General features: G+C 75.6%; 14 protein-coding genes. 4 read left to right on the plus strand and 10 right to left on the minus strand.

All coding sequences use genetic code 11. The features are described from left to right. Positions 1 to 47: 47 nt before the first annotated feature. From rpe to QQK22_RS06210, 6 genes are all read right to left on the minus strand, one after another. A complete protein-coding gene (rpe, locus tag QQK22_RS06185; protein ID WP_284250150.1) occupies positions 48 to 713 on the minus strand; it encodes a ribulose-phosphate 3-epimerase in 666 nt (221 codons plus the stop codon). Positions 714 to 798: 85 nt separating this feature from the next. Continuing rightward, positions 799 to 2,553 carry an HNH endonuclease signature motif containing protein gene (locus QQK22_RS06190; RefSeq protein WP_284250151.1) on the minus strand — a complete coding sequence of 585 codons (1,755 nt, stop codon included), beginning with the start codon at positions 2,551 to 2,553 and terminating at the stop codon, positions 799 to 801. Between the two features lie 274 nt (positions 2,554 to 2,827). After that, the gene (locus QQK22_RS06195) at positions 2,828 to 4,549 is read right to left on the minus strand and encodes an RsmB/NOP family class I SAM-dependent RNA methyltransferase (RefSeq protein WP_284250152.1); all 1,722 of its coding nucleotides are present in this window, start codon (positions 4,547 to 4,549) and stop codon (positions 2,828 to 2,830) included. After that, the gene (locus QQK22_RS06200) at positions 4,542 to 5,582 is read right to left on the minus strand and encodes a methionyl-tRNA formyltransferase (RefSeq protein ID WP_284252581.1); all 1,041 of its coding nucleotides are present in this window, start codon (positions 5,580 to 5,582) and stop codon (positions 4,542 to 4,544) included. Before QQK22_RS06200 ends, QQK22_RS06195 begins: the two co-directional genes overlap by 8 nt. Positions 5,583 to 5,603: 21 nt before the next feature. Beyond that, positions 5,604 to 5,924, minus strand: a complete 321-nt coding sequence (locus tag QQK22_RS06205) for an HAD-IA family hydrolase (protein WP_284250153.1) — start codon at positions 5,922 to 5,924, stop codon at positions 5,604 to 5,606. Beyond that, positions 5,906 to 6,265, minus strand: coding sequence for an HAD family hydrolase (locus QQK22_RS06210; RefSeq protein WP_284250154.1), 360 nt, complete (start codon positions 6,263 to 6,265; stop codon positions 5,906 to 5,908). Before QQK22_RS06210 ends, QQK22_RS06205 begins: the two co-directional genes overlap by 19 nt. A 106-nt stretch (positions 6,266 to 6,371) precedes the next feature. On the opposite strand from QQK22_RS06210, the gene QQK22_RS06215 reads away from it, so the two are divergent. The 4 genes from QQK22_RS06215 (at position 6,372) to QQK22_RS06230 (ending at position 9,652) form a co-directional block, all read left to right on the plus strand. Beyond that, a complete protein-coding gene (locus tag QQK22_RS06215) occupies positions 6,372 to 7,037 on the plus strand; it encodes an RNA polymerase sigma factor (RefSeq protein WP_284250155.1) in 666 nt (221 codons plus the stop codon). Continuing rightward, on the plus strand, positions 7,034 to 8,290 hold the full coding sequence (locus QQK22_RS06220; RefSeq protein WP_284250156.1) for a protein kinase domain-containing protein: 1,257 nt from the start codon (positions 7,034 to 7,036) through the stop codon (positions 8,288 to 8,290). Before QQK22_RS06215 ends, QQK22_RS06220 begins: the two co-directional genes overlap by 4 nt. Before the next feature lie 379 nt (positions 8,291 to 8,669). Beyond that, positions 8,670 to 9,026, plus strand: a complete 357-nt coding sequence (locus QQK22_RS06225) for a hypothetical protein (RefSeq protein ID WP_284250157.1) — start codon at positions 8,670 to 8,672, stop codon at positions 9,024 to 9,026. After that, a complete protein-coding gene (locus QQK22_RS06230) occupies positions 9,023 to 9,652 on the plus strand; it encodes an OmpA family protein (protein WP_284250158.1) in 630 nt (209 codons plus the stop codon). The genes QQK22_RS06225 and QQK22_RS06230 overlap by 4 nt, the downstream gene beginning before the upstream one ends. A 56-nt stretch (positions 9,653 to 9,708) precedes the next feature. Here the strand turns inward: QQK22_RS06230 and QQK22_RS06235 are convergent, their stop codons facing one another. The 4 genes from QQK22_RS06235 to metK form a co-directional block, all read right to left on the minus strand. Then, the gene (locus QQK22_RS06235) at positions 9,709 to 10,470 is read right to left on the minus strand and encodes a hypothetical protein (RefSeq protein WP_284250159.1); all 762 of its coding nucleotides are present in this window, start codon (positions 10,468 to 10,470) and stop codon (positions 9,709 to 9,711) included. Continuing rightward, the gene (locus QQK22_RS06240; protein WP_284250160.1) at positions 10,407 to 11,342 is read right to left on the minus strand and encodes a hypothetical protein; all 936 of its coding nucleotides are present in this window, start codon (positions 11,340 to 11,342) and stop codon (positions 10,407 to 10,409) included. The genes QQK22_RS06235 and QQK22_RS06240 overlap by 64 nt, the downstream gene beginning before the upstream one ends. A 244-nt stretch (positions 11,343 to 11,586) precedes the next feature. Further along, on the minus strand, positions 11,587 to 12,033 hold the full coding sequence (locus QQK22_RS06245) for a primosomal protein N' family DNA-binding protein (RefSeq protein WP_284250161.1): 447 nt from the start codon (positions 12,031 to 12,033) through the stop codon (positions 11,587 to 11,589). Positions 12,034 to 12,067: 34 nt separating this feature from the next. Further along, positions 12,068 to 13,282 (minus strand): methionine adenosyltransferase, encoded by a 1,215-nt coding sequence (gene metK, locus QQK22_RS06250; protein ID WP_284250162.1) that lies wholly within the window; start codon positions 13,280 to 13,282, stop codon positions 12,068 to 12,070. Between the last annotated feature and the right edge of the window lie 24 nt (positions 13,283 to 13,306).

Consider the following 13,306-nt stretch of genomic DNA (forward strand, 5'->3'; position numbering starts at 1 on the left):
GATCAAACGACGCGGCTCCGGAGAACGCGCCGCGTCAGTCGTTCGGATCAGTGCTCGTGGCGCGCCTGGGCGAGGGACCGGAGCGCCTCGACCTCGGCCGCGGCGTCCTCGGCGCCGTAGACGGCGGAGCCGGCGACGAAGGTGTCGGCCCCGGCATCGGCCGCTCGCTCGATGGTGGACCGCGAGATGCCGCCGTCGACCTGGATCCAGAGGTCGAGCTCGCGGTCGGTGACGGCGCGGCGAGCGGCACGGATCTTGGGCAGCATCGAATCGAGGAAGCTCTGGCCGCCGAATCCGGGTTCCACGGTCATGATGAGCAGCATGTCGATCTCGCCGAGGAGCTCGACGTAGGGCTCGACGGGGCTCGCCGGCCGGAGCGCCATGCCGGCGCGGGCGCCGTGCTTCCGGATCTCGCGCGCGAGACGGATCGGTGCGGCGGCCGCCTCGGCGTGGAAGGTGACGGACTGCGCACCGGCCTCGGCGTAGGCGGGAGCCCACCGGTCGGCGTCCGTGATCATGAGGTGGATGTCGAGCGGGATCGGGCTGACGGGCAGGATCGCCTCCACCACCGGAAGTCCCCAGGTGAGGTTGGGGACGAAGTGGTTGTCCATGACGTCGACGTGCGCCCAGTCGGCGCCGGCGATCTTGGCGAGCTCGCCGCGCAGGTCGGAGACGTCGGAGTTCAGGATGCTCGGCGTGATTCGGATACCCACCTCGGCAGCCTATCGGCGGCGCGGACGCGCGGCCGAGACGCACCGCGACGCACCGCGACGCGACGCGACGCGGTATCAGGCGTGTTCATGCGCCGCGGGGGTAGGCGTTCCAGGTGTGGTGGGGGCGGGCGGTCCAGGGTGAGGTGACGCGGAAAGGTCGGGGTGAGGGGGTGGTGTCGGGTTCGATGACCCATCGGCCGCGGTGGACGGCGTGGTGGTGGGCCGGGCACAGCAGGGTGGTGTTGGCCGTGGAGGTGGGTCCGCCGTGGGACCAGGGGGTGATGTGGTGGGCCTCGGTCCAGGTGGCTGGGATGGTGCAGCCGGGGAAGATGCAGCCGGCGTCGCGGGCGATGAGGGCGCGGCGCATCGAGGCGGGGACGAGGCGGTGGGCGCGTCCGACGTCCACGACGTCACCGGCGGTGCCCAGCACGACCGGGATCAGGTCGGCGTCGCACGCCAGACGCCGCAGCGAGCTGACCGCGACGGGTCCGGCGTGCGGCAGGTTCCCCCGACCGGTCCGAGCCGTGCGTGGCGCGCGTGGATCTTCGTGAATGGGTCGCGGGTGCCGGTCGCGGCTCGTGGGTGAGCTGTCGGGAGTGTGGCCGGGTGGACCCGGATCACGCTGCTCGATCTCTTCCGGCCCGGCCGTCCGTCGGTGCCTCGTTCGAGCTAGTGCGGCAGAGGTGACGTCGGCTCGCAGGTCTTCCAGCCCGATCGTCACGAGCACCTGAGGTGGCAGCCCACCGATCCTGGGCAGCGTTCCGGATCGCAGGGCGGCGTGGCAGGCGCTGACCAGCGCGTCCAGCATCCGCTGACCACGGTGGCGGTCGTCGACGACCGGCTCCGAGTCGGAGCCATCAGCGGACCGGTCCTCGGCATTCGCGCCCACGTCAGGACCGCCCGTGTCCGCGCCGGCCTCCGCGTCGAGACCCTCCGGGGTGGCGGCCTGGTCGGTGGGGTTCGCGGGCGCTGCGGCCTCCTCGGCCCGGTCCTGGGTGGCGCCGTGGGGGCGGGGGTTGGTGCCGGTGTCGAAGACGGTCATGAGGATCTCGGTCTGGACGGGGTCGGCCCAGATGTCCAGGTGGGTCAGCCCGTGCCACCTGGCACCGACCTTGACCCCCTGACGGCTGCGCAGCACCCGATCATCGAGCTCGACCCCGTCAGGGTCCAGCAGGTGCACCAACCGGCGACCCACCCGCCGCAGCGTCTCGGGGTCGAACGTGGCCGCGTGCTCCACCATCGTGACCTCAGCCTCGGCCACCACCTCCGGTGGGGCGACCCGACCCACCTCCTGAAGCGTGCGCAGCACCACCTCTAACGCCTCCGGCCCCGGCGCATCCGCCAACAGACCGGACACACCGCCCCCGTCGCCGTCCCCGTCGCCCTCAGCCCCGTGGCCGGGCGCGATGTCCACCACCCCGAACGCCGGCACCGGCGTGATCCCGATCCCGGCGGCCGCGACCGATGCCAGCGGCGCCAGCACTCCCCCGCTCATGACCGGGCGCGGCAGCACCGCACCCGCCGCACGGATACGCCGCGCAGCCTCCCGACCCGAGATCCGCAACCGGCTGCGCAGCAAGTCACACCCCCGCCGGAACGGCACCTCCGGAGGACCCTCACCCGGCCGCACCGCCGGGGACTCCGCCTCCACCGCACCCGCCGCACGCACCTGCCACCGGTGCACCAGCCTGGCCAGCTGCTCCACCTGCTCAGCCAGCTCCACCGCATCCATCACATCGGCCGCGGCCAGTGCCGCGGTCAGTCCGGGCTCGGCCGCGGCCACCGCCTCGCGGGCAGCCCGCAGCGCGGCCTCACCCTGATCCCGATGCGTCCCCTGCATGCCCCGATCTTATCGAACGATCGTTCGATAAACCAGGCCCGAGAGCAGACTTGTATCCACAGATTTCGGCGCCACCGCAACGCAAACCCGACCTGGGGACAACCCACAACCGCACCACGCCGCGGCATTGCGGCGCCGCCTCGCGCCTACCGCCCCACCCCACCGCAGCAGCCCGCTTCGCACCTACTCCCGGCAGCCCGCTTCACGCCCGCCACGACACCTCACCTCGACCGCCTCACGCCACGGCATCGCACACGCGAGAAGCGAACCCGCCTCACACCCGACGCAGCAGCGCCAGGAACATGGCGTCCGTCCCGTGCCGGTGCGGCCACAGCTGCGCGTACGGTCCCGCGAGACCGGCCACCGGACTCCCCACCACCGCGTTCACGGCCGCCGCGGCGTCCAGCACCTCGACGTCGGATCGCGACCGCGTCACGGCGTCGACCACCGCCCGCGTCTCCGCCACGTGCGGTGAGCACGTCACGTACCCGACCACTCCCCCGACGCGCGTGGCGTCGATCGCCGAGTCGAGCAGCTCGCGCTGCAGCAGCGTCAGCCCGCGCAGGTCCGCCGGTGTGCGCCGCCATCGGGCCTCGGGCCGACGGCGCAGCGCACCGAGACCCGTGCACGGGGCATCCACGAGCACCCGGTCGAACTCGCCCGCCCGGTCGCGGCCGACCGTGCGCCCGTCCCACTGCACGACGTCCACGAGCTCGCGCGGCAGCGCCTTGACGCTGCGCTCCACCAGTCCGACCCGGTGCGGCTGCACCTCGCCCGCCACGAGGACGCTGCCCCGAACGAGCTCACCGGCCGCGGCACGAGCGTCCGTCCGCTCGGCCAGCAGCGCGCCGAGGAGCGCGCTCTTCCCGCCCGGACCCGCGCAGAGGTCGGCCCACGTGCTGTCGCTCCCGACGGCGCTGACGTCATCGCCGTCGGCGGCACCGCCGTCGCCTTCGCGACCGCCACCACCTGCACCACTGTCGCCACCCGCACGACCGCCGTCGCCGGCCTCGCCCGCGTCGCGCAGCGCGACCCCGGCGAGCGCCAGCGCCACCAGCTGGCTGCCCTCGTCCTGCACCCCCATGCGGCCCGACCGCACCGCCCCGAGCGCGTCCGGGCTCCCTCCGGTCAACCGCCACGCCGTCGGCGCGAGTCCCGCCGGCTCGAGGAGACCGTCGTCCTGCGCGTCCCCCAGCTCGCGCTCTTCGACGAGCCCGGGCCGCGCGACGAGCGTGACGGCGGGCGCCGCGTTGTCGGCCTCGAGGAGCGCGACCAGCTCGGCGTCGAGATCACCCGACGGCGTCCCCGGGTCCAGCGCGAGGCTCTCCCGCAGCGCGCGCACGATCCACGCCGGGTGCGCGAGGCGCTGCCCCAGCAGCTCGACAGGGTCGCTCGTGCGCTCGGCCATCCGGCGGTCCCACTCGGCCGCGTCCGCGCGGGTGACCTGACGCATCACCGCGTTCGCGAAGGACGCCGCACCGGTCCCGACGTTCGCCCGCACGAGGTCCACGGTCTCCGACACCGCGGCGTGCTGCGCGACCCTCATCCCCAGCACCTGGTGCGCGCCGAGCCGCAGCGCGTCCAGCACGCCCGGGTCCATCTCGTTCAGTCCGCGCGACGCGCACATCGCGAGCACCGCGTCGTAGCGGCCGCGCAGCCGCAGCGTCCCGTAGGCCAGCTCGGTCGCGAAGCCCGCGTCCCGTCCGCTCAGCCCCCGCTCGGCGAGGAGGCCCGGCAGCACGAGGTTCGCGTAGGCGTCCGAGCCGGCGACGGCGCGCAGCACGTCCCACGCGGCCTGTCGCGCGGGGTCGACGCGTGCCCGGGTACGAGGGCCGCGGTCGGCAGCTCCCGCCGGCCCCGCGGCACGCCTGCGCGCACCGTCCCGACGGCGGTCCGCACCCCGGTCGTCACGCCCACCGTCCCGACGGCGGTCCGCACCCCGGTCGTCCCGCCCACCACCGCGGCCCGTCGGGGGCCTGCCGCCGCGCTCAGCCACGGTTCACCGCCGCGCCGTCCCCCGCGCGCTCGGACGCGCCGGCGTCACCGCTGTCGGAAGCGCCACCGGCGTCGCCGCCGGACACCACGCCGTCGAACGCTGCGCCGTCCCCCAGGCGCGCCCCTCGCGCCCAGTCCGCGGCCCGCATCCACGAGCGCCCCGCGGGAGCGACCTCGCCGAGGGCGACCGGCGACGTCCCCGTCCCCACCAGCACTTCGTTCTTGCCGGCACGGATCTCACCGGGCGCGAGCACGACGTCGTCGCCGACCCCACCGGACGCACCGGCTGCCGGCACCACCGGCGCCACCTTCACCCGCGTCCCCGCCAGCTCGGTCCACGCCCCGGGCGCCGGCGTCATCGACCGCACGAACCGGTCGACCGCGACCGCGGGCAGGTGCCACGGCACGCGCGCGTCCGCGACCTCGACCTTGGGCGCCAGGCTCACACCGTCCTCGGGCTGCTCGGTGGGGCTCGCCGAGCCGTCGGCGAGCGCGTCGAGCGTCGCGAGCACGAGCGGAACGCCCGCCTCCGACAGCCGGTCCAGCAGGTCGCCACTCGTGTCGCGCGGCCGCACGGCCTCCGTCATCGTCCCGATCACCGGTCCCGTGTCGAGCCCGGCGGTGAGCCGGAACGTCGTCGCCCCCGTGATCTCGTCCCCGCTCCGCACCGCCCACTGCACCGGGGCGGCGCCGCGCCACGCGGGCAGCAGCGAGAAGTGCAGGTTGATCCAGCCGTGCGCGGGCACGTCCAGGAGCGCGGGCGGGACGAGCGCCCCGTAGGCGACGACGACGGCGACGTCCGCCCCGAGCGCGCGCACCGCCTCCTGCGCCTCCGGGGTCCGCAGGGTGGTCCACTCCAGGACCTCGATCCCCAGCTCGCGGGCCGCGACCGCGACCGGCGAGGGCTCCTCACCGCCGCGGCGCGAGCGCCGCGCGGGCGGGCGGGTCAGGGCACCCACCACGGTGTGGCGCTCGGCGAGCGCCCGGAGGGTCGGGACGGCGACGTCGGGGGTGCCGGCGAACAGCACGCGCAGGGGGTGGTCACCGGGTCCAGTCTAGGTGGGCCCGACACCGACGCCCGGAACCCCGAGCCCCACGAGCTCGGCCCGCAGCCGCTCCGCCGTCAAGAACACGCGACCGTGGAAGCCGAGCGCCCGGGCGGCCACCACGTTCTCCTCGCGGTCGTCCACGAAGACCGCTCGTGCGGGATCGACGTCGTGCTGCGCCACCAGGTGCCGGTAGATCGCGGGGTCGGGCTTGACCAGGCCGATCTCGCCCGAGACGACGACCGCCTCCAGCTCGCTGACCGTCGGGACGGCCGCGGCCCCGCGCGCGAACGTCTCGGCCGACCAGTTCGTCAGGCCGAGCAGCCGCACCCCGCGGACCGCAGGTCGGTCACGAGCTCCGGCATCCCCGGTACGGGCCCGACGATCGCATCCGCGAACGCGGCCTCGTAGCGGGCGAGGAAGCCCGCGTGCTCCGGCCACGACGCCGCCACCTCAGCCTCGAGCGACGCGAAGGACTCCCCCGCGTCGGCGCGGAGGTTCAGGCTCGGGAAGTCGATCTCGCGGGCGACCGCCTCCCACGCGGTGATCGAGAGGTGGGGGTGTGCCCGCCACGGCTCCCACCGCAGCACCACCTGCCCGAGGTCGAGCACCACCGTGTCCACGACGTCGCCGCCCCGGCCGTCGGGCCCTGGGGTCTCCGGTGCAGTCATGCCAGGGATGCTCTCACGCACGACCGGTGGGCCCGTCCTCGCGCCGGTCGGCGCGCCCGAGCCCTAGGGTGGTGCCGCGGTACCGGCGCCGCGCGAGGGGAGTGCGATGACGAGGGACGACGCCGCACCAGCCGCGCCCGCGGGCGCAGCAGCCCCGTCGACCGCCGCGCTGGTCGCGGCCCTCCACGCGGGCGACGCCTTCGCCGCACGAGTCCGCGCGGCCGAGATCGACCCCGACGCGAGGTGGGCCGCCCTCGCCCGGATCGCCGCGTCGGGCGACCCGCCAGGCGGGCCGATCGCCGTCGAGATGCTGGTGGAGGACCTCGACGAGTCCGGCACCGTGCGCCGCTTCGTGCGGCGGTCCCTCCTGGACGAGCACGCGGTCGACGACGTCGTCCAGGAGACGCTCATCTCCGTCGCCGGCTCGATAACGTCGTTCGCCGGTGATTCCCGGGTCACGACGTGGGTGCACCGCCTCGCACAGCGGCGCGTCGTGGACCACCTCCGCCGGCTGCGGGCCACCGAACCGCTCCCCGCCGACGACCTCCTCCCGAGCGCGCGGATCAGCTCGATGATCGCGACGCGCGCGACGGTGCGCGAGGCCGTCGACCGCCTACCCGAGCACTACCGGGAGCCGGTCCGGCTCCGCGACCTCGAGGGCGTCGACTACGCGGAGATCGCCCGGCGGCTCGGGCGGCCGGTGGGCACCGTCAAGGGGCAGATCGCCCGCGGTCGCGCGATGGTGGCGACGTCGATCGGGGATCTCGCGTGACCCGCCCCCGGACCGTCGCCGGCCGTTACGAGCTGCGCGAGGTCCTGGGCGTCGGATCCTTCGCGACCGTCCACCGGGCGCTCGACGACCGGTTGGAGGACGAGGTCGTCGTCAAGGTGCTGGCCGAGAACCACAGCCTCAACCCGGACGTCCGCGAGCGGTTCATCGCGGAGGGGCGCAGCCTCCGACGAGTGGACAGCCCGCACGTCGTCACCGTCCACGACATCGGCGAGACGGACCGGCAGCAGCCGTACCTGGTGCTCGAGCTCGCCGACCGCGGCACGCTCGCAGCGCGGGTCGCCCGCCTGCGCGAGACCGGGTGGGTCGCGAGCCCCGGCGACCTCCTCGCGGTCGCGCGGGCGCTCGCCGCCGCGCTCTCGGCCGTGCACGCCGCCGGGCTCGTGCACCGCGACCTCAGCCCCGACAACGTCCTCGTGACGTCCGTCCCCGGGCTCGAGCGGGGCGACGGCGCCGCACCCGATGGTCCACGCACCGTCACCACCTCGCGGCTCGCGGGGACGACGCCGGGCCCTCCTCTCGTGCGCGCCGACGAACGCCTCGTCCTGGCGGACCTCGGGCTGTGCAAGGACCTGGCCGTCAGCTCCGGCCTCACCGTCGCGGGAGGGACGGCGGGATTCCGGCCGCCCGAGCAGCGCTCCCCCGGCACCGTCGACCACCGCGCCGACCTGTGGGCCGCCTCGACCTTCGTGACCTGGTTGGCCCGCGGCTCGGCGGTTCCCGCGGAGCTCGAGGCCGCCCTGCGTCGCAGCCTCGCCGAGGATCCGACACGGCGGCACCCGGATGCGCGGGCCTGGCTGGCCGACGTCGAACGCGCGCTCGCCCCGCCGTCGACGCGCTCGCCCGGCCCGGTCGGCAGCACGACCACCGCACCGCGGCCACGACGCGCCCGCCGCGGGCTCCTCGCGCTCCTCCTCGCCGTCGCGACGGTGGTGGGCGGCGTCGGGGGCGCCCTCGTCGCGGATGGTCCCGGCCCACGGTCGTCGACGTCGACGGCGGGTGTCGCCGTCGAGGGACCGTCACGGATCGCGGTGGGCGAGACGGTGACGCTGACCGCGCGCGTCGACGGCGCGGACAGCTGGGTCTGGACGCTCCCCACCGGCGAGTACGTCTCCGATGCCGCCGAGGTCACGCTGACCCCCACGAGCGCCGGCAGCGCGCGGGTGGTCCTCACCGCCCGCGACGCCGCGGGCACCGAGCTGCGGGACGTGCACGTGCTCACGGTGACGGGGTGAGGACGCCCGTGCGGAGGTCGTGAAACTTTCCCGCCCCCGGGCGCGACGAACGATGTGACAGCAGTCGAACGAGAGAGATGGGACGACCATGACCACGACGATCCGACGCCTCGCCCCCTGGGGACTGGTGGCCGCCCTCGCGCTGACAGCCTGCACCCCGGACACCGCCTAGTTCGGCGACCGCCCCGACAGCGGCACCGAGTCCGGTAGCGCGACGGGCACGGGGTCCGGCACGGGGTCCGGCACCGAGGACAGCGGCAGCGACACCGACAGCGGTGACGCAGCTCCCCCGCCCGTCGAGACTCTCGATCCCGCCGACCTCGTCGCCGGCCCGTACCAGGTCGGGGGCGTCCCGGACGGCGCGCCCGGCGACAGCGGCGTGACCATCGGCGTCCACCGTCTCGAGGTGCAGGACGACGTCCTGCTGATGGAGCTGTACTACATGCCGAACGTCCCGGCGGGCACCGCCGGCGAGACCTGGTCGCTGTTCGAGATGAACGGGGGCTCCGGCAGCGTCGCGCCGCTCCTGACCGACCGGCCGAACCTCACCCAGTACCAGGTCATCGGGCGTTCCGCGGACCAGGGGTGGAGCGTCGACAACCTCGGTGTCGAGGCCGCCGACGGTCAGACGGTCATGTGGTGGGGCTACTTCGCCGCACCCCCGGAGGGCACCGACACCCTCAGCGTCCAGATCGCGCCGGGCCACCCGATCCTCGAGGTCGAGGTGCAGCGGTGACCGCGACCAGCCGCGCGGCGAGGCCCGTCGCCCGCGCCGCGGCCGCCACCGTCCTCACCGCCGCGCTCGCCGCGGGAGCGGTGCTGACGGCCGCGCCCGCGGGTGCCGCCACCGACCCCGCCTGGCGCAGCACTGCCGCACCTCCGCAGCAGCCGCCGGTACCGAGCGAGGCGCAGCTGCAGCAGTCCACGCGGGTCTTCACCCAGCAGAGCATCGACGCCTCCGTGCGGACGTACACGATCGACGGCGTGTCGACCCTGGAGACGACCTCGACCCAGGCGGGTGCCACCACCATCACGCTGGCCTCCGACATCCTGTTCGCACCGGACCTCTGGGACGTCGGTCAGCCGGCCGCGGACCGGATCGGGCAGCTCGTCGCGGACGTCCCGGAGGGGGCCGAGGTCGAGGTCTCGGGCCACACCGACGTCATCGTCGGGGCGGTCGAGAATCAGCAGCTCTCGCAGAACCGGGCCGACGCCGTGGCGGCCGTCGTCGCGGCCGCCCGCCCCGATCTCGTCCTGCGGGCGACGGGCTACGCCGACACCCGCCCCGCCGTCACCGAGAACCCCGAGGACGCGGCGACGCTCGCCGCCAACCGCCGGGTCGAGATCACCTACGCCGGCTGAGCGCCCCTCGGGGCGTCGTCCGCCGCGGGGGCGGGCCTGGCGCGAGCGGAACGTCCTCAGAGGTCGCGCGGGTCGACCACCACGCGCAGCGCACCGGACCGCTTGTGCGCGCTGCGCACGCCGAGGGCACCCTTGACCCCACGAGCCAGCGCGGCGCCCCGGGCCAGCGGTGCCCGCAGCACGAGGCGGGAGGGGTCGACGACGTCGTCGTCGCCCGTCACCTCGCCCGCCGCCACCGGGAACGGGCCGAGCACCTCCCAGGCGCTCGTGCCGCCACCCGTGGCGCCGGCGCCGTCCGGGCCATCACCCGACCCGCGACCCGACCCGTGGCCCGGCTCCGTCGCGGCGACGACCTCGTCCCGCAGGTCGGTCACGGCCGCCAGCGCACCGGTGACCGTCACCACGCGGGCCGACGGCGGGAACCGCAGCTCGGCGCGCTCGGCCAGCTCGCGCTGGGCGAAGGTCACGGGGTCCCACCGCACGAGGGCGGCGGTCACCACCGGCGTCCCGCCCCCGACGGCGACGACGCGGCCGCCGTCCGCCGCCCCGCGCGCCAGCCACGCCGCGGCGAGCCAGCGCCGCAGCGCCTCCTCGCTCCCGGCCATCCCGGGCAGCGAGGTGGCGAGCGCGCCGTCGAGCAGGACGACGCACGCGTAGCCGCCCTCGGCCTCCGGTTCGGCGCCCGGGGTCGCCACGACGATCCGCGGCGCGTCGTCGACGCGGTCGACGACGCCGTGGCCCGACTCGCTCGCCGTCACCGGGGTCTGCGGGAACGCCCGCCCCAGCTCCTCGGCGGTGCGGACCGACCCGACCCGCATCGCGCGCAGCCCCCGCCGCCGCACTCCGGGCAGCGCCACGGGTCGGCGGACGTGCCGCACGTCCCGCACGTCGGCGGTCCCGAGGCGGCCATCGCGAGCGTCCCGCCGCACGCGGCGCAGCGCGCGGGCGTCCGGCACCGGCTGCAGGCGAGGTGGGGCACGTAGCCCGCCCGCGGCGTCTGCACGAGGACGGGACCCGTCGTCAACCCCTGCCGCACCGCCTCCCACACCGGGGTCGGGATGCGCGCGTGACCGCCGGGTCCGGAGCGGGCCAGGTCCTCGGCGTCGGGCGCCGCGACCCGCGGGGCGAGCGTGCGCACGCGGGTCCTCTCGGCCCGCAGCGAGACTGCCCAGCCGGTCTCGACCAGGTGCTGCGCCCACACGGAGCGCGACGGCGACGCCAGCAGCACGGCGGCACGCTCGGGTTCCGCGCGCATCGCCAGCACCTGGGCCGCGTGCGGGTAGGGCGAGCGCTGTTCCAGCAGCGAGTCGTCACCGTCGTCCCAGCACACCACCAGACCGAGGTCGACCACGGGCGCCCAGGCGGCCGACCGCGTGCCGACGACGACGCGCGCCAGCCCCGTCAGCGCGCGCAGGTGCGCGCGGGCCCGCACCGAGGGGCCGTCGGACGCGACGAGACGCACGACTTCCTCCCCCAGCTCCTGCGCCAGGTGCGCGGCGATCGCGTCGACGTCGCGCAGGTCGGGGACGACGACGAGCACGCCCCGCCCCGCGGACCGCGTCGCGCGGACCGCCGCGAGCAGCCCGGCGCGCCACGTCGCCGGGCCGCCGACGACGTTCCAGACGGCGCGCGGCGCCTCGCCGGCGCGCAGGCGTCGCAGGAGGGCCGACCCCCGGGCACGTCGGACCACGGCCCGTCCGACGGCGCCGCGGCGCCGACACCGCCCTCCGCGACGGTCGCGCCCGGACCGTCAACCGGCGCAGCGGTGCGGCCGTCAACCGGCCCGGCGGTGCGGCCGTCGGCCGGCGCCACGTCCGCGCCCCCGGCCTCACCGCTCGTCGCGACACCGCTCGGCTCGTTCTTGGCCAGCGCCGTCAGCACCCCGGCCTCGGCGCGCGCGTGGCGCGGCGGGACAGCGAACCGCAGCACGTCGGTCAGCGTGCCGGCGTACCGCCCGGCGACAGCGCGAGCGAGGCCGAGCACCGCCGGCGTGAGGGTGACCACGGGCGAGACGAGACGCCGCAGGGGGCCAGCCGCCGCCCGGCGTCCTCGTCGGTGACGGGACGGACACCGACGACCCATCCGTCCCGCTCACGCCCCGCGAACCGGACCTTCACGCGCGTGCCGACGGCGACGTCCTCGGGTCCCGCGGCACCCGGGAGCTCGTCGGGTACGAGGTAGTCGAACGGGCGGTCGAGGTGCGGCAGCGGGACGTCGACCACCACCTCGGCGACGGCCGTGGCCGGGACGGCGAGCTCCCGCCGGGTCGGAACGACGGCTCGCGATCCCGATCGTCGCGTCGATGCCGTGCCCGCCTCCGACCCGTTCGGCTCCGGGGCCGCCGGCGCGGCGAAGAGGGCCCCGCCGTCGTCGTCCGTCACCTCGGGCTCCCGGACCGGCGCGGGCGTCGGGGTGTCAGGAGCGCCCGGCGACGGCGGCGCGCAGCGCGTCCGCGCGGTCCGTGCGCTCCCAGGTGAACTCGGGCAGCTCGCGCCCGAAGTGGCCGTAGTTCGAGGTGAGGGCGTAGATCGGGCGCAGGAGGTCGAGCGCGTCGATGATCGCCGCCGGCCGCAGGTCGAACACGGCGGAGATCGCGTCGCCGATCGCCTCGCTCGTCACGCCCTCGGCCTCGGTGCCGAACGTCTCCACGTACACGCCCACGGGGTGCGCGCGTCCGATCGCGTAGGCGACCTGGACCTCGCAGCGCCGCGCCAGCCCGGCCGCCACGACGTTCTTGGCGACCCAGCGCATCGCGTAGGCGGCCGAGCGGTCCACCTTCGAGGGGTCCTTGCCCGAGAAGGCGCCGCCGCCGTGCCGCGCCATGCCGCCGTAGGTGTCGACGATGATCTTACGGCCCGTCAGGCCCGCGTCCCCCATCGGCCCGCCGAGCGTGAACGCGCCGGTCGGGTTCACGAGCAGCCGCAGCCCCTCGACCCCGAGCCCCGCGGGCGCGTGCTCCGCCAGGACCGGCTCCAGCACGTGCTTCCGCAGCGCCGCGGCGAGCTCGTCCTCACCGAGGTCCGGGGAGTGCTGCGCCGAGATGACGACCGTGGAGACCGCGACCGGACGGTCGCCGTCGTAGTCCACCGTCACCTGCGTCTTGCCGTCCGGCCGCAGCCCGGCGACGACACCCTCCTTGCGCACGTGCGTCAGTCGCTCCGACAGGCGGTGGGCGAGGTGCACCGGGAGCGGCATGAGCGTCGGCGTCTCGTCGCTCGCGTAGCCGAACATCAGGCCCTGGTCGCCCGCGCCCTGCGCGTCGTAGGGGTCGATCGCGACGCCGTCGCGCACCTCGAGCGAGTCGGTGAGGCCCTGCTCGATCTCGGGCGACTGCTGCCCGATCGAGAGCGAGACGCCGCACGAGGAGCCGTCGAACCCGACCTCCGAGGAGGTGTAGCCGATACCGGAGATGACCTGGCGCACCAGCGCGGGCATCTCGACGTAGCCGGTGGTCTTGATCTCGCCCGCCACGTGCACCAGCCCGGTGGTCACGAGGGTCTCGACGGCGACGCGGGCTCGCGGGTCGGCCGTCAGCAGTGCGTCGAGGATGGAGTCGGAGACGAGGTCGCTCACCTTGTCGGGGTGGCCCTCGGTGACGGACTCGGAGGTGAAGCTGCGCAGGGTGGTCACGTCTCCCGAGGGTAGTCGAGCCCT

Source organism: Litorihabitans aurantiacus (genome assembly GCF_030161595.1).
Taxonomy (GTDB): domain Bacteria; phylum Actinomycetota; class Actinomycetes; order Actinomycetales; family Beutenbergiaceae; genus Litorihabitans; species Litorihabitans aurantiacus.